19 protein-coding genes, 1 tRNA gene and 1 other annotated feature are annotated in these 20384 nt (G+C 38.2%); of the genes, 7 read left to right on the forward strand and 13 right to left on the reverse strand.

The features are described 5' to 3' along the window. Positions 1-28: 28 nt before the first annotated feature. Positions 29-376 carry a DUF3899 domain-containing protein gene (locus tag IGL70_RS10260; protein ID WP_002293992.1) on the forward strand — a complete coding sequence of 116 codons (348 nt, stop codon included), beginning with the start codon at positions 29-31 and terminating at the stop codon, positions 374-376. Positions 377-445: 69 nt separating this feature from the next. Here the strand turns inward: IGL70_RS10260 and IGL70_RS10265 are convergent, their stop codons facing one another. Next, on the reverse strand, positions 446-2110 hold the full coding sequence (locus IGL70_RS10265) for a peptide ABC transporter substrate-binding protein (RefSeq protein ID WP_002299119.1): 1665 nt from the start codon (positions 2108-2110) through the stop codon (positions 446-448). 178 nt (positions 2111-2288) lie between these two features. Here IGL70_RS10265 and IGL70_RS10270 point away from each other — a divergent pair, with 178 nt between their 5' ends. Next, positions 2289-2408: a ribonuclease P gene (locus IGL70_RS10270; RefSeq protein ID WP_077940620.1), complete on the forward strand. Its 120-nt coding sequence runs from the start codon at positions 2289-2291 to the stop codon at positions 2406-2408. A gap of 493 nt (positions 2409-2901) precedes the next feature. Here the strand turns inward: IGL70_RS10270 and IGL70_RS10275 are convergent, their stop codons facing one another. After that, positions 2902-3450, reverse strand: a complete 549-nt coding sequence (locus IGL70_RS10275) for an aminoglycoside 6'-N-acetyltransferase (protein WP_002293989.1) — start codon at positions 3448-3450, stop codon at positions 2902-2904. Positions 3451-4001: 551 nt separating this feature from the next. On the opposite strand from IGL70_RS10275, the gene IGL70_RS10280 reads away from it, so the two are divergent. After that, positions 4002-5105 (forward strand): iron-containing alcohol dehydrogenase family protein, encoded by a 1104-nt coding sequence (locus tag IGL70_RS10280; RefSeq protein WP_002325414.1) that lies wholly within the window; start codon positions 4002-4004, stop codon positions 5103-5105. On the opposite strand, the gene IGL70_RS10285 is transcribed toward IGL70_RS10280, so the two are convergent. Together IGL70_RS10285 and rlmN are read right to left on the reverse strand one after the other, a co-directional pair. Continuing rightward, a complete protein-coding gene (locus IGL70_RS10285; RefSeq protein WP_002321602.1) occupies positions 5102-5308 on the reverse strand; it encodes a hypothetical protein in 207 nt (68 codons plus the stop codon). The two genes, IGL70_RS10280 and IGL70_RS10285, sit on opposite strands and share 4 nt — an antisense overlap. Then, positions 5298-6365, reverse strand: coding sequence for a 23S rRNA (adenine(2503)-C(2))-methyltransferase RlmN (gene rlmN / locus IGL70_RS10290; protein WP_002293986.1), 1068 nt, complete (start codon positions 6363-6365; stop codon positions 5298-5300). Before rlmN ends, IGL70_RS10285 begins: the two co-directional genes overlap by 11 nt. Positions 6366-6632: 267 nt before the next feature. Here rlmN and IGL70_RS10295 point away from each other — a divergent pair, with 267 nt between their 5' ends. Beyond that, on the forward strand, positions 6633-7949 hold the full coding sequence (locus IGL70_RS10295) for an ISL3 family transposase (RefSeq protein ID WP_104770650.1): 1317 nt from the start codon (positions 6633-6635) through the stop codon (positions 7947-7949). 170 nt (positions 7950-8119) lie between these two features. Here the strand turns inward: IGL70_RS10295 and IGL70_RS10300 are convergent, their stop codons facing one another. Further along, complete coding sequence (locus IGL70_RS10300; RefSeq protein ID WP_002289244.1) at positions 8120-10567, reverse strand: DNA translocase FtsK; 2448 nt, start codon at positions 10565-10567, stop codon at positions 8120-8122. Between the two features lie 188 nt (positions 10568-10755). Continuing rightward, entirely contained in the window at positions 10756-12192 is a 1437-nt protein-coding gene (locus IGL70_RS10305; protein WP_002289243.1) for a glycoside hydrolase family 1 protein, read from the reverse strand. Positions 12193-13008: 816 nt separating this feature from the next. On the opposite strand from IGL70_RS10305, the gene IGL70_RS10310 reads away from it, so the two are divergent. Continuing rightward, complete coding sequence (locus IGL70_RS10310) at positions 13009-14325, forward strand: ISL3 family transposase (protein WP_104770650.1); 1317 nt, start codon at positions 13009-13011, stop codon at positions 14323-14325. Between the two features lie 77 nt (positions 14326-14402). On the opposite strand, the gene IGL70_RS10315 is transcribed toward IGL70_RS10310, so the two are convergent. From IGL70_RS10315 to IGL70_RS10325, 3 genes are read right to left on the reverse strand one after another with little or no spacing between them, the layout of a single operon-like run. After that, positions 14403-15218: an amino acid ABC transporter substrate-binding protein gene (locus IGL70_RS10315; RefSeq protein WP_002289242.1), complete on the reverse strand. Its 816-nt coding sequence runs from the start codon at positions 15216-15218 to the stop codon at positions 14403-14405. Between the two features lie 17 nt (positions 15219-15235). Next, complete coding sequence (locus IGL70_RS10320) at positions 15236-15871, reverse strand: amino acid ABC transporter ATP-binding protein (RefSeq protein WP_104873904.1); 636 nt, start codon at positions 15869-15871, stop codon at positions 15236-15238. An 18-nt stretch (positions 15872-15889) separates the two neighbouring features. Then, positions 15890-16531: an amino acid ABC transporter permease gene (locus IGL70_RS10325; protein ID WP_002289240.1), complete on the reverse strand. Its 642-nt coding sequence runs from the start codon at positions 16529-16531 to the stop codon at positions 15890-15892. 155 nt (positions 16532-16686) lie between these two features. Then, positions 16687-16921: a binding site (T-box leader), on the reverse strand. An 89-nt stretch (positions 16922-17010) separates the two neighbouring features. Between IGL70_RS10325 and IGL70_RS10330 the strand changes: the two genes are divergently transcribed. After that, the gene (locus IGL70_RS10330) at positions 17011-17496 is read left to right on the forward strand and encodes a prolyl-tRNA synthetase associated domain-containing protein (protein ID WP_002299691.1); all 486 of its coding nucleotides are present in this window, start codon (positions 17011-17013) and stop codon (positions 17494-17496) included. A 127-nt stretch (positions 17497-17623) separates the two neighbouring features. Here the strand turns inward: IGL70_RS10330 and IGL70_RS10335 are convergent, their stop codons facing one another. Then, a complete protein-coding gene (locus IGL70_RS10335) occupies positions 17624-17923 on the reverse strand; it encodes a bacteriocin immunity protein (RefSeq protein ID WP_061343876.1) in 300 nt (99 codons plus the stop codon). Between the two features lie 138 nt (positions 17924-18061). Continuing rightward, a tRNA-Thr gene (locus tag IGL70_RS10340) sits at positions 18062-18134 on the reverse strand. Positions 18135-18254: 120 nt separating this feature from the next. On the opposite strand from IGL70_RS10340, the gene IGL70_RS10345 reads away from it, so the two are divergent. Beyond that, positions 18255-18497, forward strand: coding sequence for a hypothetical protein (locus IGL70_RS10345; protein ID WP_002294094.1), 243 nt, complete (start codon positions 18255-18257; stop codon positions 18495-18497). Positions 18498-18635: 138 nt separating this feature from the next. Here the strand turns inward: IGL70_RS10345 and upp are convergent, their stop codons facing one another. Together upp and IGL70_RS10355 are read right to left on the reverse strand one after the other, a co-directional pair. Further along, entirely contained in the window at positions 18636-19265 is a 630-nt protein-coding gene (gene upp / locus IGL70_RS10350; protein WP_002294095.1) for a uracil phosphoribosyltransferase, read from the reverse strand. A 133-nt stretch (positions 19266-19398) separates the two neighbouring features. Then, on the reverse strand, positions 19399-20346 hold the full coding sequence (locus IGL70_RS10355; protein WP_104873905.1) for an alpha/beta hydrolase: 948 nt from the start codon (positions 20344-20346) through the stop codon (positions 19399-19401). Positions 20347-20384 lie beyond the last annotated feature (38 nt).

Here is a 20384-nt window from a genome sequence, read left to right on the forward strand (position 1 = left end):
AATGAACCAAAAATAAAGGAGCAATCAAATGAAAAAAAAATCTATCCCCTACGCAGTAGCTTTTCTACTGATTCTGGTTATTTTAATAAAAAATCTCATCAACCATTCCTTTACACTCATTCAATTATCTAATGATCTATTCTTATGGTCATTGCCGTTTCTGATTATCGGCGGTTTTTTATGGGTCTTTTCTTCGGGTTTCTTCGATCATTTTCAGCGATCGGTCCATCTTGCACGAACAAGGAACCGAAAGAAAAAACCAGAATTTTCCTCGCTCTCGTCTGCCAGCTACGGTATGTACAGCTTTTGGCTGATCATTGCCGGAATACTAATTGCTCTTTCTGCTATTTTCATGCTTTTTTCTTTGTTAGGATAAGTGAATATGAGAACGAGGTTGCGACATTTGCCGCAGCCTCGTTTTTTCTCATGCTCACGGTATTAACGATTATTCTTCAACGTATGTCCATTTGTAATCCCATGAAGCGCCTGCCGCATGGTGAACGATACCTTTGATTTTTTCATTCACTAGGTGACCTTCTGCTTTTTGGTACACCGGAACGACACCCATATCATCAGAGATGATCTTGATTGCTTTTTGGAAATCATCCCAACGGGCTTGTTCATCGCCAGCGTCTGTTGATGAAGCTGCTTTAACTGCTTCGTCATATTCTGCATTGCTCCAGCGACCACGGTTGTATGAATTACCTGTGACAAACAAATCAGTAAAGCTGCTTGGGTCTGCATAGTCAGCAGCCCATCCGCCTAGTACTGCGTCAAAATCACCCGAAGTTGAGCGGTCAAGACGTACAGAGAATGGAACAGGTGTTGGTTTGACTGTTACGCCATCCAAGTTTTCTTGGATTGAGTTTTGAACATATTCGATTACTTTTTTCGATGAATCATCATCAGAAGCCATCAAATCAAATTCTAAAGAATCAACGCCCAATTCTTTTTTCGCTTTTTCCCAATATTCTTTTGCTTTATCTTTGTCATAAGAAACTAATTTTCCAGCTTCTTTTGCAAAGTCTTCGTTCGTTGTTGGACTTTTTACCATATCTGATGGGATCAATCCTGTAGAGACAACTGATCCGTCACCTAGTACTTGTTTTACTAAAGCTTCACGATCGATAGAATAAGAAATAGCTTTTCTTAGGTTCACATTGTTGAATGGTGAATTCTTTTCACGTTGATTGAATTCGATATAGCTTGTCCGCGCTTCTTTAACAGAAGTATAAGCTGGATCGTTTGCGTTTTGCTGTGCTAACTCACCAGACAAGATCACGTCATCTGCTTGGCCATCTTTGAATAAGTTCAATGCAGTAGAAGATTCTTTTACTACACTGACTTTGATTTCAGAAAGTTTTACTGTATCTTTGTCCCAGTAATGGTCATTTTTCTTATAAGTCCATTCTGTATCTGTTCCTGGTCCATCAAAATCTTCTAATGTGAATGGTCCATTATAAACAGCTTTATCACTTGCAGATGCATAGGCATCCCCATTTTCTTCCACTACGGATTGTTTTTGTGGGAAAAATGATGGGAAAGCAAGCAGATATTGGAAATATGGTGTTTGTTTCGTCAATTTGATTTCTAATTCATAGTCACCAACTGCTTTGATCCCTAGTTCTGATTTATCTTTCTTTCCAGCTGTAATGTCTTCTGCATTTTCAACTGGCGCATACAGGTAAGCATATTCAGAAGCTGTAGCTGGGTCTACTGTTCGTTGCCAGCCATAAACGTAATCCGCTGCTGTAACAGGATCACCATTTGACCATTTTGCGTCTTCTCGTAATTTGATTTTGTAAGTTAATCCGTCTTCACTGACTTCTGCCAACTCGCTAGCTCCTGCCGGCTGTGGTTTGCTGTCTTCATCAAGACGGTAAATTCCTTCATAAACGTTATTCAATGCTGTAAAACTGATTGTATCTGTTGCAACTGATAAGTCAGCTGTAGGCATTTCTTGAGGCACGACTAAGTTAAATACGCCTCCTCCATCTGCTGAACCGCTTTTTGCTGAACTACTGTTGCTTGTGGCTGAACTGCCGCCATAACATCCAGCAAGTACAAGGCCGCATACCGCAACCAAACCAAATGTAAATTTCTTTTTCATTTTACGTACCCCTTTATTGGAATTTTCAGAATAATTAATATTTTCTGAAGTTGTTTAAGAGTTTAATGAATAATTATTAAAAAATCAACACTTTTTTTTGTCTTTTTCATAAAATAATGATTTTTTCGTGAGGTTTCAAGGAATTTTTCAGAAAAAATAGCTTTGTACAAGGTTTTCCATGGTCTTCCAAAAGCCATTAAATAATTTTCGTTATATTGTCTATTATTGCCATACAAAGATAAAAAAGAATAAACAAAAAGAAACTGTGACAAAAGTCTTGTCACAGTCCCATATCTGAATAAACGGTGTTCAAAAGCCAGTTTCTCGGTATTAAGCCAAATTTATGCAAAAATGTAGAAAGCCATTTTCACAAAATTTTTCTTAATACTCGAAACTAAGCGACTTTTTCACAACCTCTTCCTTAAACGGTGTTCAATCAGCTGACCCTCGATATTAGTTCAACAAACGGCAAAATATGAAGAACTATTTTTCCGTTTGTTTCTCTAATACTCAGGTCAGGACGCTGATTTCACAACCTCTCCACTAAACGGTGTTCCAAAGCTTGCATCTGCGGTAATAAGCCCAACCAAACGAAAAATAGGAGGAGCTATTTTTGTTTGGCTGTTCTTATTACTTGATGCAGGACAGCTTTTTCACAACCTCTGGTACACGGTGTTCCAAAAGTAGCTTCTTCGGAAATAAGTTGGAATTTCACAAAAATTCAAGAAGTAATTTTCGTAAATTCCTTCTTATTTCTTGAAGCTGATTACTTCTGTCACAACCTCTTTTTATTATTGAGAATCTGGTCGAGGAATAATCGTTTTTGCCATCCAAATATCCGGTTTGTCCCAGCCATTTGCATTTGGTAAGACACCTACGATTTTATAACCTAATTTTTCATAGAATTCATACGGATGTTCACGAAGGTTCTGGATGGAAGCCACTTTATCAAATGTATGCTCATACAGGTCCGTTTGACTTAACGTTGTTCCATGGTCTAAATCATCCGTACCTAAATAAATCGTGATTCCTCCTCTGGAAGCTACTTCTTTTTCTAAGTAATTGACTAATCGAGTACCTATTTGGTTCTTTCGTCGGGAGCTTTCTACAACTAATGGATGCAATTCCCAACCTGTGATACCGTATTGAGGGATTGCACCAATAAATCCTACTAACTCATCTTGGTCTACCGCTGCTACCGCGATTCGTTCTGGATTCATCATTTCTTCTACTTCTTCTGCCGAGCTGTCTCCATATTCTTCCGGCCAAGTCAGTCTCAGTAAATCAGAAAGCTGATCTTTCAATACTGGATTATTACGGTCAAATTCACTGATTATCATACGTCTTCCCCCTTGTTCTTGCTTATTCTAACAGTCCTTTTGAAAAAACGAAATGTTCTCGCTCAAAAATCTTTAGCTACCAATCAGTATCTCTATTCTTTCATTATTTATCTTACTTATAAAATAAAAAAATTATACAGAAACACTTTATTCAAAATAGGAAAGATCAGGAAAGCCATCAATTGGAGGAAAAACTCTGTTTGTTCATCATGATATAGATTATCTTTTGCTTTAAAAAAAACCAATTATGAATTGACAAATAAAACCTGTTTTCATATAATAATCTTAATTTTTAGAATTTTTATATAATTACAAAAAAGCAAAGGGAATCGGTAGAAATACTAAGAGGAACAAAAATTCATTATTGTCGTTTTCAATGTTTTTGTACTTGTTCGTTTTTAGGATACTTATTGATGATTTCAAGGTGTTCATGCCACCTTATTCATCACTTATCCTGTCTTAGGTTCACCTCTACTCCATCTACAGCCGCAGTCAGATCGATCACTCTTTAAAATTTTAACCCGTTTCAACGAAGAAAGAAGGAAATGAATATGAGTCAAAGTGTTTTCTTACCAAATTATACCATTGGAACAGATGCGTATGAAAAAGCAAATGGAATCGTCAAAGAATATGGGACAAAAGTAGTGCTGATTGGAGGGAAGACTGCACTTTCAAAGGCAGAAAACAAAATAAAAGCAGCTTTGACACAGGAAATAGAGGTTGTCGCCAGTCTCTGGTACGGGGGTAATTCAACTTATGGAAATATTGAACAGTTGATCCAGCATGAAAGTGTCCAAAAAGCAGACGTCCTGTTTGCAGTCGGTGGTGGCCGTGCTTGCGATACTGTAAAAGTCATTGGTGAAAAACTAGCTAAACCAGTCTTCACCTTTCCCACTATTGGTTCGAACTGTTCGCCCGTCACTGCGGTATGTGTCATCTATAACGAAGAAGGCGTAATGGACGGACTCTTCTTTCCTTCAAAACCACCTGTACACACCTTCATTGATACAGCAATTATTGCCGAAGCACCTGATAAATACTTATGGGCAGGTATTGGCGATGCTTTATCCAAAGAAGTCGAATCTACTTTTTCTGCTCGTGGCGATGATCTAGGCTACACGGATAGATTAGGAATCCAAATCGGAAAAATGTGCATTGATCGTCTCTTGACTTATGGTACGCAAGCATTGAAAGATAGTGCCGACGATCGTCCCTCATATGCAATTGAACAAGTCGTTTCGGATATCATTGTTACTACCGGATTGGTTTCTGTTTTAGTTAACAATAACTATAATTCTGCTATGGCACACTCATTCTATTACGGTACGACTGTTCTAGAAAAAATGGAGGGATACCTTCACGGAGCATCTGTCAGTTATGGTGTACTGACCTTATTGATGATGGATCAGCAGTTCGATTTGTTTGATAAAATCTATGTGTTTATGAAAAAGAACCAACTTCCAGTATCGTTAACCGACATGAATCTCAATGTCACGACCGATTTAGAAGCAATCTTAGATAAAGCCATGGCAACAAATGATATTAAACATGTGCCTTATGAAATCACCCGAGAAAAATTTAAACAGGCCATTCTTGACGTAGAAACTTATCATGCTACACAAGAAAGCCAGCAAGGATATAAGAAAATCAGTTAAATAATTGCTAAAACCCCCATCAAGCAGGCTGTCATCAAATTGAGGACATTTCTTTGCTTGATGAGGGTTTTTCTTGTCAAAAAAAGCTTTATAGCTTTCGCTATAGAATCTTTTCTCTTATTTAAGTTGAACAGTTCCTTAATTAAGAAAACTGCTCCTTTTATGGTAATTGAAAAAACGAGTAGGATACGATTATTTGGCAACTGTTTTTTTCATTTGCTTGCTTCGCAATTGTCCGCAAGCTGCATCAATATCTGTACCATGTTCTTTACGTATCACACAGTTTACGCCGTTTTTCTTCAATACATCATAAAATCTCAATACATCAGCTTTTGGACTGCGAGAATATTGATCATGTTCACTGACTGGATTATATGGAATCAAGTTGACATATGCTAATTTTTTCTTATCTTTTAATAGATCTGCTAATTGTTGCGCATGCTCTGGTCTATCATTTACTTGATTCAACATGATATATTCAAACGTGATTCGACGGTTTGTTTTCTCTAAATACTCATCCACAGCTTCCATCAATTTCTCAATTGGGAAACTTCGGTTGATCCGCATGATCGATGTTCGCACCTCATTATTCGGCGCGTGCAAGGAAATAGCCAGATTGACTTGCAAGCCGTTATTAGCGAATTCCTTGATTTTGTGTGCTAATCCACTAGTGGAAACTGTAATGTGCCGAGCACCAATTGCCAATCCTTTGGCATCATTGATGATATGCAAAAAGTCCATTACATTGTCGTAATTATCAAATGGCTCACCGATCCCCATTACAACGACATGTGAAACGCGTTCGCCAAGATTGCGCTCATCAAAATAATGTTGGACCATCATGATCTGCGCAACAATTTCTCCAGCAGTCAGATCACGGTTCTTTTTGAGCAGCCCGCTTGCACAAAATGTACAGCCGATATTACATCCTACTTGTGTCGTCACACAAACTGACAAGCCATATTCTTGTCTCATCAGTACAGTCTCAATCATGTTTTTATCAGGGAGTTCAAACAAATATTTTACTGTACCATCCGAAGCTTCTTGGACGACCATCTGTTTTAGAGGATTGATGATAAAATGCTCCGATAATTTTTCGATCAACTGTTTCGATAGATTCGTCATTTCTGTGAAATTACTTACACGTTTTTGATACAACCATTCCCAAACTTGGGCAGCTCGGAATTTTTTCTCGCCGTTTTCTATAAACCAATTGATTAATTCTTCATTCGTCAAGCCATAAATGGACTGTTTTTCCAAAGTATTTTCCCTCTTTTTCTCAAAGTTTCGCTACATACTATACATGATTCATTTCCTTAATGCAATACTTCACAAATAAATCGAATAGAACTTTAATCTCACAAAAACTAAAAAGACAAGACATCATACCGTATTAGAAAAGAGGTTCTATGATATTTGGTGTTGTTACTCAAATCGAGTAAGGACACCAAATATTTTTTTATAACAAAAAGACATTTGATTCCTCTATAATTAAGTCGCTGAACCACTTATAGAAGGAGAATCCAAATGTCTTTACCTAAGAATATCAAAATAAAAGATGAAAATACAGACCAAATGATCAAAGAATTGTTAAATATCAAAGATTCAAACATCGCTTTTCCCAAAGATGCGCTGACCAAAGAACGGGTCCATGGCCGAATGGCCAATGTCTTTACGGGAATATTGACTTATAAACCGCACCACTGCGAACTGTGCGGCTTTGAAACAGTGATTTATCATTCGTATAAAGAGAGCTTGATCCAGCTGATTCCTTATCAAGAAGTTCCTTCTTATCTTCGTTTATTCAAGCAGCGCTTTTATTGTAAACATTGTCGACACACATTTACAGCCAAAACTGATTATGTCGCTGAAAACTGCTATCTTTCGCAACCATTGAAATTTGCGATCGCTATTGATTTAAAGAAGAAGATCTCCATGAAAGATATTGCGGCTCGATACTTTGTATCGACCAAAACGGTCGAACGCGTACTAGACTCTTTCTTTGAAGAACCACAGTTAAAACCTGCTTACTTACCGAAACATTTGATGATTGATGAATTCAAAGGAACCAAAGATTGTGAAGGCGCGATGTGCTTTATTCTCAGTGATGCCGACACTGGAATGATTTTTGATATTTTAGATGATCGGAGAAACTTTAAATTAACCGCCTATTTCCAACGCTTCACCCTAAAAGCAAGGCAAAATGTGACTCATATCGTAATGGATATGAATGCTTCTTATCACGTAGTGACACGAGCTCTTTTTCCGAATGCCTGTGTATCGATCGACCGGTTCCACATAGTCCAACAATTGACTCGTGCCTTCAATAAGCAACGAATCCAAACCATGAACCAGTTAAAGAAAAACAATCCTAAAGCAATGAAAGATTATCGTAAATTAAAAAAATACTGGCGAACGATCTTGAAGAAAGAAACAAAAATCAACTATACTTCTCTTCGACAATTTCCGCTTTTCCAACGGAAATACGTGACCGAATCAGAGGTCCTAGACTATCTGCTCTCAATCGATAAGCACTTACGTGAAAGTTATGAAGTCTATCAGGAATTGTTGGCTGCTTTGGAAACAAAAGATTTTACTGCCTTCTTCGAGTTGATCGACACATTACCAGTATCATTGGATAAAGGATTTAAAAAAGCGATTCTTTCGTTAAACAAATATAAAAAAGGCATCATCAATGCTTTGAAATATCCCTATTCTAACGGCAAATTGGAAGGGAAAAACAATTTAATCAAGGTCATTAAACGCATCGCGTTTGGCTTTCGGACGTTTCGACATCTGCGTATGCGAGTCTTGATCCAACAAAATCTCTGTGAGATTATTTAATAACAAAAAAAAGAGGAAACGCCGAAACGTTTCCTCAAGGTGATTTAATTAAAACAACACCATTTGACAATGAGCCAGAAAAGATGGAAAAAAACCATTTTTTCTTTTGGTATCATCATGCCTTGTCTTTTTATTGGTTATTCGTTTTTCAACCCTTCATCACACAAGTTTTACATGTCATTATCGTCCGGCAACGTTTCTGATGTTTCTTCCTGCTCAATGAATACTTTCCGAGGCTTGCTTCCTTCTGACGGGCCAACAACTCCATGAGCTTCCAGTTCATCTACTAAACGTGCTGCTCGGTTGTAACCGATCCGAAATCTTCTTTGGAGAAGGGAAATACTTGCCGTTTGCATTTCAACGACAAGTGCTTTTGCTTCTTCAAACAGCTCATCTTGTGGCTGTTCTGGAGCACCTGTCGTTTCAACTTCATCTGTCGGCATCATTTTCTCTTCATAATGAGCTTCTTGCTGATCTGTAACAAATTGAACGACCCGTTCTACTTCGTGGTCAGAAATGAATGCTCCTTGCACACGGATCGGTTTATTCTCACCCATTGGCAAGAATAGCATATCTCCTCGCCCTAAGAGCTTTTCTGCCCCATTAGAATCAATGATCGTCCGAGAATCTGTACCGCTTGATACCGCAAATGCCATTCTGGAAGGTACATTTGCTTTGATGATTCCTGTGATAACATCCACACTTGGACGTTGAGTAGCTAGGATCATATGAATCCCCGCTGCCCGAGCCATTTGCGCTAAACGAATAATCGCATCTTCAACTTCATTGCTGGCTACCATCATCAAATCAGCTAATTCATCTACGATCACTACGATGAATGGTAAGGTTGGATGTTTCGTTCCGTTTTCCAAGTTTTTCTGTTGAACAAATTCATTGTAACCAGAAATATTTCTTACTCCGGTTGCCGCGAATTTTTCATATCGTTCTTCCATTTCTTGTACTACTTTTTGTAAGGCTTGCGCTGCTTTTCTAGGGTTCGTCACGACCGGCGTCAACAGATGAGGTATGCCGTTGTACATATTCAATTCAACCATTTTCGGATCGATCATCATCAGTTTTACTTCATGGGGCTTAGCACGCATTAATATACTTGTGATAATCCCATTAATTGCTACTGACTTCCCACTACCAGTCGAACCAGCCACGAGTAAGTGAGGCATCTTCGAAAGATCAGCCGTTTGTACCCGTCCAGAAACATCACGTCCTAAAGGTACTTCTAGTAATTTATCTGGGTGGTTTGGTTGTGCTTCGATGATTTCTCTAAAGGAAACCATACTGATCTTTCCATTTGGTACTTCAATACCAATCAGTGATTTACCTGGAATCGGTGCTTCCATCCGGACATCTTTCGCCGCTAAAGCAAGCGCGATATCATCTGTTAAGTTCACAATTTTACTTACTTTTACCCCTACAGCCGGCTGGACTTCGAATTTTGTGACGGATGGTCCTAAGCTGGCTTTGACGACCTTGGCATCGACACCGAAACTTTGGAAAGTTTGTTCTAATACGCCGATATTTTTTTCAATTTTTTTATACTCATCACTTTGATCCACAGTTGGTATAGAATCAAGCAAATCAACTGTCGGTAATTCATAGTCTTGATTTTCCTGTTCTGCTTCAATCTCAAATTCTAATGAGGTACCGTCATCCTCTGGCAACTCATCTGAAAAACCTTCTGCTGTATTGGTCTGTTTTGGTGTATCTGGTACTGGTTTCTCTAGATTCGCAGGATGGATATTTTCTTGAAAACTGTCGATTGGAACAAAACTTAGCTGCTCCGGCTCTGTATTTTCTGGTTCCTGCCATTCATCAGCAGTATTTTCCCTTTGCTGGCTCACCGCTTTTTTCTTCTCATATTCTGCAGCTTCTTTTTCTGCAGCTTCTTTTGCAGCTAAGCGCCTTGCTTCTTTCGCTTCTGCGCGCTGTTTCATTCTCTCTTCCTTTGCCGCTTGCTTTCGAGCTTGCTTGGCAGGATCACCTTCCAATAATTCCTGTACTCGTTCTCCAATTGATTGGATACCATTTAACAGCTGATAGCCTTCCAGATTACTGAACAGGAATGCTCCTCCTGCCAGTAATAGCACTGCTGCTAAATAACTTCCAGGCTGTGCAATCAAGAAGTAAGTAAAATGATAAAGGATTGCTCCAATCATCCCACCACCAACGTTATTGTCTACTTGACTTTGTTTTATATCACTGGCTAACAAATCCCATGTCGTCCCCATGATATTTGGTTCCCCAGTATGGAGTTTGCCAAATAAATGGGCATGTAACAATAATAAGATACCGAAATAAAAGAGTATGCCGCCAAACCAGCGTCGGTTTTTACCAATTGAAAACTCTGTATTCTTAATGACAATCCAAAATCCTAATACGGCTAATAAAAGACAGAGGATTTGGTAAGTATTTCCTGCAATGATCCGAAAGCCGTTTGCAATCAATATTCCTAAAAAACCTAATTTTAAAAAGCCGAAGACAGCAAATAAAATCAAGGCAAACCCAACACCAATCGTCAGCATTTGTTCCTGCTGCTGTTTTTGCTTTTTCGTTTTTTTCGTCTTTTTCCTTTTTTTAGTAGGCCGTTTCTTTTGTGCCATTTATTATCCCTCATTTCATCAAGTTTCATTATACAAAAAAAAGTAAGGGAACTAAAGTTTTGTTTGAAAGAACTGACGCTTTCTTTCATTTTTCAGCTTATTTTACAGTTTTTCTTAATTTCTAAATGATTTTATCAAGAAAAGGCACGGCCATATCCAGCCGTACCTTCTTGTTTTAAGTATGTGAACTAAAGGTTCTCTCCATTTTCTTCAATCAGTTTTTGGTACCAGTAATAACTGTCTTTCTTATATCGTTCCAAAGATCCTTCTTGTGTTTCATCTTGATCAACATATACAAATCCATATCGCTTTTGATAACCGTTCAGCCAGCTAAGCAAATCTGTATAAGACCAGGTGCAATAGCCTAGGACTTCTGCTCCATCCGAAATTGCTTCTTTGATGGCTTTGACGTGGCTTTGTAAGTAATTGATTCGATAGTCGTCATGGATTTGTTTATCTTCTGTCAACTTGTCATACTCTCCTAAGCCATTTTCCGTAATCAGTACCGGCATGCGGTAACGGCTTGTGATACGACGCAGTCCGATCCTTAATCCTTCTGGGTCAATCTCCCAGTCCCAATTTGTTCGTTCGACAAATGGATTCTCAACTTTTTTATACATTCCAGGAACTCCAGTTTCTTCTGATGAACCTTTTTTTCCTGTCGTATTCATTTTTCCTGCACCAACTCCGTTTAATGGATTGAATGCATTCGTCGCCGTTTGATAGTAATTGATCCCAAGAAAATCTGGTTTAGCAGATTCTAGCAATTCTGCATCGCCAGCTTCAATCGTTGGTGCCCATCCTTTTTCTTCTAAGAACCTCATGGCAGCAATCGGATATTTTCCCCACATATAGACATCCATCCAATAATTGGCCATCAGGTCTTCTGCATTTTCAGCAGCCAGAACATTTTCAGGATTACTGTCAATTGGATAATTTGGCGTATACGCAAAGCTTGGTCCGATTTTTCCAGGCATTTCTAACTCGTGAAATTTATTGATGACAGATGCATTTGCTAAATTAGCAATATGGTTAACTTCATACATTCGTTTCGGGTCTGTCACACCTGGCGGATGTGCTGCTAACAAATAACCTAATGAAGTGAAGATATTTTGTTCATTCAAACTAATCCAGTAATGGACTTTCCCGCGGAATGCCTCAAATAATGTTTCTGCATAATGAGTGAAATCTTCAATGATCTGACGTGATTCCCAACCATTATATTCATCTTGCAATGCTTGTGGAAGATCCCAATGATATAAAGTCAACATAGGTTCGATATCGTTTTCAATCAATTCGTCGATCAATCTCTCATAAAAAGCGAGCCCAGCTTGATTGACTTCTCCTCGTCCATTAGGAAAAATCCGTGTCCAAGCTACAGAGAATCGGTAAGCTTTCAGACCTTGTTCTTTCATTAAAGCAATATCTTCTTTATAACGATGATAGTGGTCTACTGCCAAATCACCGTTCGTTCCTTTAAATGTCTTTCCAGGTATCCGTACAAATCGATCCCAGACTGATTCTCCTTTCCCATCTTCTTGCCAAGCTCCTTCTACTTGATACGCTGCAGAAGCAGAGCCCCACAGAAAATCTTTTGGAAATGAGGTAAGTTCTTTGTGTTCCATTCATCTCTTCCTTTCCTATAACCTTCAATCGTTCCTCTTTTAGAATAACACGAAACCCCTTCCACAACAAAATAAAATTATGTAAAGGAGGTTGTGACAGAAGTGGTCAGCTTCAAGAAACAAGAAGTAATGTACGAAAATTGCTTCTCAAAGTTTTGTAAAATTTCGGCTTATTTTTCGAAGAAGCTACTTCTGGAACACCGTGTATAAGAGGTTGTGAAAAAGCTGCCCTGCATCAAGTAATAAGAACAGCCAAATAAAAACAGCTTCTTATGTTTTTACTTGGCTGGATTTATTACCGCAGATGCAAGCTTTTGAACACCGTTTACCAAGAGGTTGTGAAATCAGCACTTTGACCTGAGTATTAGAGAAACAAACGGCAAAATAGTTCCTCATATTTTGCCGTTTTTTGAGCTAATACCGAGAGTCAGCTGATTGAACACCGTTTAAGAAAGAGGTTGTGAAAAAGTCGCTTAGTTTCGAGTAGTAAGAAAAATTTTGTGAAAATGGCTTTCTACATTTTTGCATAAATTTGGCTTAATACCGAGAAACTGGCTTTTGAACACCGTTTACCAAGAGGTTGTGAGCCTGCCATTCAGCTCCGAGTCACAAGGAGTTGGCAGGAGAACACTGTTTATTCGGAAAAAGGGACTGTGACACGTCTTTTGTCACAGTCCCCTATTTGTTAATTTGGTTCTATGATATTTGGTGTTGTTACTCAAATCGAGTAAGGACACCAAATATTTTTTTATAACAAAAAGACATTTGATTCCTCTATAATTAAGTCGCTGAACCACTTATAGAAGGAGAATCCAAATGTCTTTACCTAAGAATATCAAAATAAAAGATGAAAATACAGACCAAATGATCAAAGAATTGTTAAATATCAAAGATTCAAACATCGCTTTTCCCAAAGATGCGCTGACCAAAGAACGGGTCCATGGCCGAATGGCCAATGTCTTTACGGGAATATTGACTTATAAACCGCACCACTGCGAACTGTGCGGCTTTGAAACAGTGATTTATCATTCGTATAAAGAGAGCTTGATCCAGCTGATTCCTTATCAAGAAGTTCCTTCTTATCTTCGTTTATTCAAGCAGCGCTTTTATTGTAAACATTGTCGACACACATTTACAGCCAAAACTGATTATGTCGCTGAAAACTGCTATCTTTCGCAACCATTGAAATTTGCGATCGCTATTGATTTAAAGAAGAAGATCTCCATGAAAGATATTGCGGCTCGATACTTTGTATCGACCAAAACGGTCGAACGCGTACTAGACTCTTTCTTTGAAGAACCACAGTTAAAACCTGCTTACTTACCGAAACATTTGATGATTGATGAATTCAAAGGAACCAAAGATTGTGAAGGCGCGATGTGCTTTATTCTCAGTGATGCCGACACTGGAATGATTTTTGATATTTTAGATGATCGGAGAAACTTTAAATTAACCGCCTATTTCCAACGCTTCACCCTAAAAGCAAGGCAAAATGTGACTCATATCGTAATGGATATGAATGCTTCTTATCACGTAGTGACACGAGCTCTTTTTCCGAATGCCTGTGTATCGATCGACCGGTTCCACATAGTCCAACAATTGACTCGTGCCTTCAATAAGCAACGAATCCAAACCATGAACCAGTTAAAGAAAAACAATCCTAAAGCAATGAAAGATTATCGTAAATTAAAAAAATACTGGCGAACGATCTTGAAGAAAGAAACAAAAATCAACTATACTTCTCTTCGACAATTTCCGCTTTTCCAACGGAAATACGTGACCGAATCAGAGGTCCTAGACTATCTGCTCTCAATCGATAAGCACTTACGTGAAAGTTATGAAGTCTATCAGGAATTGTTGGCTGCTTTGGAAACAAAAGATTTTACTGCCTTCTTCGAGTTGATCGACACATTACCAGTATCATTGGATAAAGGATTTAAAAAAGCGATTCTTTCGTTAAACAAATATAAAAAAGGCATCATCAATGCTTTGAAATATCCCTATTCTAACGGCAAATTGGAAGGGAAAAACAATTTAATCAAGGTCATTAAACGCATCGCGTTTGGCTTTCGGACGTTTCGACATCTGCGTATGCGAGTCTTGATCCAACAAAATCTCTGTGAGATTATTTAATAACAAAAAAAAGAGGAAACGCCGAAACGTTTCCTCAAGGTGATTTAATTAAAACAACACCATTTGACAATGAGCCGTTAATTTCTCGGCGTAACATCTTCGCCAAACCATTTATCGGATATTTTTTGGAATTCACCTGTTTTCTCTAGTTGATCTAGGGCTTCATTGATTTTTTTCACTAATGTACTATCTGACTTTCGTGCACCAACTGCAAAATCCTCACTTTCATAAGAACCTTTTGTTATGTTGAAGTCTTCTAGTTCGTTTCTTTGTTTCAAATAATAGTCTGCGTATACTTTATCCATCAGCAGACCATCGACCCGTCTGCTTTTCAGATCGATCAATGCTTCATTAAAACTATCATACAAAACAGCATCTTGGTTTTTGACTATCTCTTTTAATACTTCTGGTTGTTTCGTAAATACATCATAACCAGATGACCCATTTTGCGCACCTAATCTCTTATTATTCATTTGTCCAAAGTTTGTGATTCCTGATTCTTTAGGTGTGATCAGCACTTGATCGTTTTCCATATAAGGTTTTGTAAATTGCACTTTCTTTTCTCTTGCCGGCGTTTTGGAATAGCCGTTCCATATCAAATCGATCGTTCCATTGTTCAGTTCAAATTCCTTCATTGACCAGTCAATGGGCTGAAAGTCTACCGTAATCCCATATTGTTCAAAGACTGCTTTGGCTAAATCAATATCAAATCCTGTGAGCTTCCCGTCTTTATCTCTAAATCCCATAGGAACAAATGTATCGTCTAAACCTATAACGATTTTTTTCTCTTCGTTGATAGTCGCCCAATTATCTGCTGAAGTTTTTTTGTTCGAACAGCCTGCAAAAAGAAGAAGACCTGCGATCAAAGCGAATAGAAAACTGGTTTTTTTCATCTCTATCTTCTCCTTTCTTAATGAATTGGGGAAACTTTTAGTAATTGATCACCGACATTTTCTGCAAATACTAAATCATGGGTGACAATAATTTGGGTTACCCCATCTTCTTTCAATGATAGGATCAAACGCTCGACTTGCTGGCGTAATTCAGGATCTAAAGCACTTGTTGGTTCATCATAAGCCAATACCCGTGGATTCATAGCCAATGCTCTGGCAATCGCTACCCGCTGTTTTTGTCCGCCAGAAAGCTGATAAGGATAGTTATTCAATAAATCACTAATCCCTAATAAAGCCGCTAATTCTTCTGCTTTTTTGGTGTATTCTTCTTTTGTCTGTTTCAATACCATTTTTGGTGCTAAGGTAATGTTTTCAAAAATATTCAGATGTGGAAATAGCTGGAAGTCTTGGAATACGACTCCTACAACTTGTTCTTTCATTTTAAGCTCGAATGGGTTGAACGGTACACCATCTAAATAAAATTCTCCGCTGTCAGAACTTTCTAAGCCAGCCAAGATACGTAAAAGCGTGGTTTTACCGCCACCGGAAGGCCCTACGATAGCTAATGTTTTCCCATCTGGAATGATTAGATTCAAATCTTTGATTATTTTTTTTTCACCAAATGCTTTGTTCACTTTCTTCAATTCAATCATATTTCTTCCTCCTATCAGTTAGCGGTAATAATTTAATTTTCCTTCAACTTGTTTCATTACGATTGTTAGAATACCAGTCAATGTAAGATAGATGATTGCCACGCCTAGCAAAGGCAGTAAAGTCGCGTCGCGTTCCATCGCGATTTTCCCAGCACGCATTACGTCACCTAAACCTAATATATAGATCAAGGAAGAATCTTTGACCAAGTTGATAACTTCATTCCCTACAGAAGGTAAAACAATCTTTGTCACTTGTGGGATGACGATTTTCGTCACCGTTTGAAAGGGACTTAATTGCAAAACTTGCGCTGCTTCATATTGACCTTGAGGAATCGATTGTATCCCTCCACGAAAGATCTCTGCAAAATAAGCTGCATAGTTTAAGATAAAGGCAATGAGTGCTGCTTCGAAACGATCAAAAACGATCCCAATCGTCGGCAACCCATAAAAAATAAAAATCAGTTGCAACAACAGCGGTGTTCCCCGCATAACCCACACATATGTTTGAAGCAAGTAGCGTAGCGGCTTAAAATGCAAAGACAATCCTAATGCTAAAACAATCCCTAATGGTAATGAGCCAATCAAGGTAAATAAAAATAATTTCAATGTTGTGAGTGCTCCTACTAATAATTGCGGCATAACTTCAATCAAATACTCCATCTTCTTTTCCTCCTTTAAAATAAAAAAATCCTCTTGGCAAATGCCAAGAGGACGTATTATACGTGGTTCCACCTCTGTTTATTTTTTCCTTGCAGAAAAAACCTCACACAGTCGTTGCCGTTCAGATGAAAACAAAAAGTCCTTTGATCCGAAGATCAAAGGACGTTAATCACGTGGTTCCACCTTTTTTTACCGGCTCCTCACGGAAAAGCCAGCCTTATCTGGTCATCTAGCAACGACCGCAGCTGTAACGGGCTCCCCGGATTTTCCTACTATACGCTTCAGAAAATCGACTCCAAGATGTGTTTCACGGTTAACTGCTGCCTCTTTCCACCAACCAGAGACTCTCTAAAAACACCTAACGGCTACTCTTCTTTTCGATGTCATTTGTTTTAACTTTACGTGTAATTTACATGATTATTTTTCATTTGTCAACTCTTTTTTATGATACACTAATAAAAAAAGGAGGGTGATGCGCGATGAGTCGTGCAACCGAACAAGAAGCTTATGAACTACTAAAAAAACTGGGTATCTCTTTTCAAAAAGTCGATCATCCTGCGATTACGTCAGTCAAAAATGTCCCTTTTTCCCTACCTGGTCCGCAAGTAAAAAATCTATTATTGAAATCAAGAAAAGGAAAACAAATCTATCTTGTCATCTTGCCTGATGAAAAGCATGCCGATTTAAAAGAACTAGCTGAACAATTAAAAGAAAAGCGCTTATCTTTTGTTTCTGAAGAACAGCTTCCTGACCTCCTAGGCGTTCCAGCAGGTACAGTGACTCCATTAGCATTGATGCACGACAAAGAGAAACAAATCCAAGTCGTGATCGATGCTGCTATTGATCGTCAAGATACCGTAGGCTTTCATCCAAATATCAATACCACTACGTTGATCATAGATTTTTCCGACTTTGAAAAGATACTTGCTTACTTAGAACATCTGCCAGTTTATGAAAATTTGTAGCAAAAAATTCCCCAAAGTTAAGATAAATCCATTTAACTTTGGGAATGAATAGAATCATTTGAACCTAGCGTTATTTGAAAAAACTACAATTGAATTAGTAGAAAACTTTTGATTGATACAAATCTTTTTATAAATGCCCAAAAGTAATCGGTGCCGAAGCCATTCCTCGACCTAATTCTTTTTCAAATTTTCCTATTGTTGATATCTCCATATAAAACGGTGAGACTGGTTTAGACAATTCCCCCTTGATTGCTAACGGACGTAAACTATGTTCCAAATTATTCATGACTTTAGGATAATACTGACCTTTTTCTAAGCCTGTTTTTGCTTCTATCAGAAGTATACGTTCCTTTTCATTGATCTCTGGATTTAAAACGAGATCATATAATTTTAGTACCATGTTTTCTATTTCTTCACTTTTAGACATCACAATTTCCTCCCAGAAATATATTTCTCCCCACTACATTCTATAAACAAAGTATACGCTATTTTTAATGATTTTTAAATCACACAGACATAAATAAAAAAGACAGATACCCGACCAGGGTATCTGTCTTTTGCTTTATGCCAGCTATAGGGATCGAACCTACGACCTACGCGTTACGAGTGCGTTGCTCTACCAACTGAGCTAAGCTGGCCTTATCCAAGAGAAATTATATACTCTATTTGGCTGATTGTAAAGAGTCCGATGGAAAATTAGTTTAATTTCATGATATTTTTCATAAAACGTGGTATAATTGATGTGAAAGGCAGGTTTTATGAAAATGGCAACTTTTGGAAAATTTGATACAACTATCGTACCATCGGAAATTGGTGAAAAATTCAAGATCAATACTCACGTAATGTTCACAATTCACGGCAAGTCGCAAACTGGAACGATTTCAAAGCAATTGAAAAATTCCGCTGTTGTTGAGATTGATGAAACTGCAGAAAATGCGAACTTGATGACGCAAAGTAAGGGTGTAGTAATCGTTAACTACAAAGAACTAAAAAAGATTTGAATTTGACCATCTCTGCATTTTTGGGATGGTTTTTTTATATGCAAACGAAAGCTGTGAAAAAGCTGTTCTGCATCAAACGTTAAAAATGACCAAAAAAGGATGTGACAAAAGTTGTGTCACACCCTTTTTCGTATTTACTTATTTTGTACCAAACAAACGGTCACCCGCATCCCCTAGTCCAGGAACGATATAACCATGTTCATTCAATTTTTCATCTAGAGAAGCTGTATAGATGTCAATATCAGGATGCGCTTCTTGCAAAGCTTTTACTCCCTCAGGTGCTGCTACCAAACAAACAAATTTAATGTTCGACGCGCCACGTTCTTTCAATGCATCGATTGCCATGATTGCTGATCCGCCTGTTGCCAACATTGGATCTACTACAAACAACTGACGTGCATCAATGTCTTCTGGAAGTTTGACGAAATATTCATGTGGTTCCAATGTTTCTTCATCTCGATAAAGACCGATATGTCCCACTTTAGCAGCTGGAATCAATTCCAAGATACCGTCAACCATTCCAATACCTGCGCGCAAGATTGGAATAATCGCTACTTTTTTACCAGACAACGTTTTTTGTGTTGTTTCAGTGATCGGTGTTTCGATCACGATGTCTTCCAATGGCATATCCCGTGATACTTCATATGCCATCAACATAGCGATTTCATCGACTACTTCACGAAAAACCTTTGTTCCGCAGTTTTTGTCCCGAATAATAGTTAGTTTGTGTTGAATCAATGGATGATCGATCACTTGAAATTTGCCCATTTTTTAAGCTCTCCTTTGTTCTGTCGTTTCTTTTTAATTGTAAAACAAAATCAAGTGATTGACTAGTCAAACTCGCCATTTTTCCTAAGAAAATCCGTTTTTGAAAAGAAGTTTTCCTGCGGACAAGCAAAGCTTATTCTTTTTTCTTGATCCAAGAAGTAGATAATACCATTGCTGCACGCGTTGCCTTTGTTTGATCCATAGCATTTACCATGACAAAATCATGGATGATTCCTTGGAAGCGTACTTGTGTAACAGGAACCCCTGCATCACGAAGTTTGCGCGCATAAGCCTCACCTTCATCTCTTAATACATCCGCTTCTCCCGTTAAAATCATTGCTGAAGGAAGATCATTTAGTTCATTTATATTTGCTCTCAAAGGCGAAGCTGTGATTTCAGCACGCTCTTCTTCATTCGTCGTATATTGGTCCCAAAACCACATCATTCCTTCTCTTGTCAAAAAATAGTTTTCTCCGAATTCATGATAGGAATCTGTATCAAAATCAGCGTTTGTGACTGGATAATACAGCAATTGCTTGGATATTGGGAGGCCCTTTCGTTCTTTTGTTAAGATCGTCATGACTGTAGCCATGTTACCACCTACTGAATCTCCTGCAACGATTAGATTCTCGAGATCCAGATTTTTTGACTTGGCTAATTTATTCAGCTGTTGCAACACAGCATAATTTTGTTCAATTGCTGTTGGATATTTTGCTTCTGGTGATCGACTATATTCTGGAAAGACAACGACGGAATTCGTACGAACCGCAAGTTCTCTGATCAATTTATCATGGGTTTGAGCACTGCCAAAAACCCAGCCTGCTCCATGAATATAAAAAATAACTGGTAATTTATCCATATTCCCTTCTGGTCGTACGAGACGAATATTGAGTTTTCCCCATTCGCCAGTATCCACCATCAAGTCTTCAATATCGACGGAATATTTGTTCACAGGTGATTCTTGTACTTCTTCTAGTAAAGCTCTTCCTTCTTCCGGTGCTAGTTCATAGATACGCGGATGAGGCGCATTTGCATCACTGAATGCTACTGCTTCCTTTTCTAACGAGATACGATCAGTCATGACTTTTCCTCCCTGAGATTTAGTGTGAAGACTAAAAT

The organism is Enterococcus sp. DIV0901a, from assembly GCF_051711525.1.
Taxonomy (GTDB): domain Bacteria; phylum Bacillota; class Bacilli; order Lactobacillales; family Enterococcaceae; genus Enterococcus_B; species Enterococcus_B faecium.

What these genes read in the sequence shown, in the direction of transcription:
- IGL70_RS10260 (WP_002293992.1), top strand. Translation starts at nt 29, where the DNA reads ATGAAAAAAAAATCTATCCCCTACGCAGTAGCTTTTCTACTGATTCTG.
- IGL70_RS10265 (WP_002299119.1), bottom strand. Translation starts at nt 2,110, where the DNA reads ATGAAAAAGAAATTTACATTTGGTTTGGTTGCGGTATGCGGCCTTGTA.
- IGL70_RS10270 (WP_077940620.1), top strand. Translation starts at nt 2,289, where the DNA reads ATGGTCTTCCAAAAGCCATTAAATAATTTTCGTTATATTGTCTATTAT.
- IGL70_RS10275 (WP_002293989.1), bottom strand. Translation starts at nt 3,450, where the DNA reads ATGATAATCAGTGAATTTGACCGTAATAATCCAGTATTGAAAGATCAG.
- IGL70_RS10280 (WP_002325414.1), top strand. Translation starts at nt 4,002, where the DNA reads ATGAGTCAAAGTGTTTTCTTACCAAATTATACCATTGGAACAGATGCG.
- IGL70_RS10295 (WP_104770650.1), top strand. Translation starts at nt 6,633, where the DNA reads ATGTCTTTACCTAAGAATATCAAAATAAAAGATGAAAATACAGACCAA.
- IGL70_RS10300 (WP_002289244.1), bottom strand. Translation starts at nt 10,567, where the DNA reads ATGGCACAAAAGAAACGGCCTACTAAAAAAAGGAAAAAGACGAAAAAA.
- IGL70_RS10305 (WP_002289243.1), bottom strand. Translation starts at nt 12,192, where the DNA reads ATGGAACACAAAGAACTTACCTCATTTCCAAAAGATTTTCTGTGGGGC.
- IGL70_RS10310 (WP_104770650.1), top strand. Translation starts at nt 13,009, where the DNA reads ATGTCTTTACCTAAGAATATCAAAATAAAAGATGAAAATACAGACCAA.
- IGL70_RS10315 (WP_002289242.1), bottom strand. Translation starts at nt 15,218, where the DNA reads ATGAAAAAAACCAGTTTTCTATTCGCTTTGATCGCAGGTCTTCTTCTT.
- IGL70_RS10320 (WP_104873904.1), bottom strand. Translation starts at nt 15,871, where the DNA reads ATGATTGAATTGAAGAAAGTGAACAAAGCATTTGGTGAAAAAAAAATA.
- IGL70_RS10325 (WP_002289240.1), bottom strand. Translation starts at nt 16,531, where the DNA reads ATGGAGTATTTGATTGAAGTTATGCCGCAATTATTAGTAGGAGCACTC.
- IGL70_RS10330 (WP_002299691.1), top strand. Translation starts at nt 17,011, where the DNA reads ATGAGTCGTGCAACCGAACAAGAAGCTTATGAACTACTAAAAAAACTG.
- IGL70_RS10335 (WP_061343876.1), bottom strand. Translation starts at nt 17,923, where the DNA reads ATGTCTAAAAGTGAAGAAATAGAAAACATGGTACTAAAATTATATGAT.
- IGL70_RS10345 (WP_002294094.1), top strand. Translation starts at nt 18,255, where the DNA reads ATGAAAATGGCAACTTTTGGAAAATTTGATACAACTATCGTACCATCG.
- upp (WP_002294095.1), bottom strand. Translation starts at nt 19,265, where the DNA reads ATGGGCAAATTTCAAGTGATCGATCATCCATTGATTCAACACAAACTA.
- IGL70_RS10355 (WP_104873905.1), bottom strand. Translation starts at nt 20,346, where the DNA reads ATGACTGATCGTATCTCGTTAGAAAAGGAAGCAGTAGCATTCAGTGAT.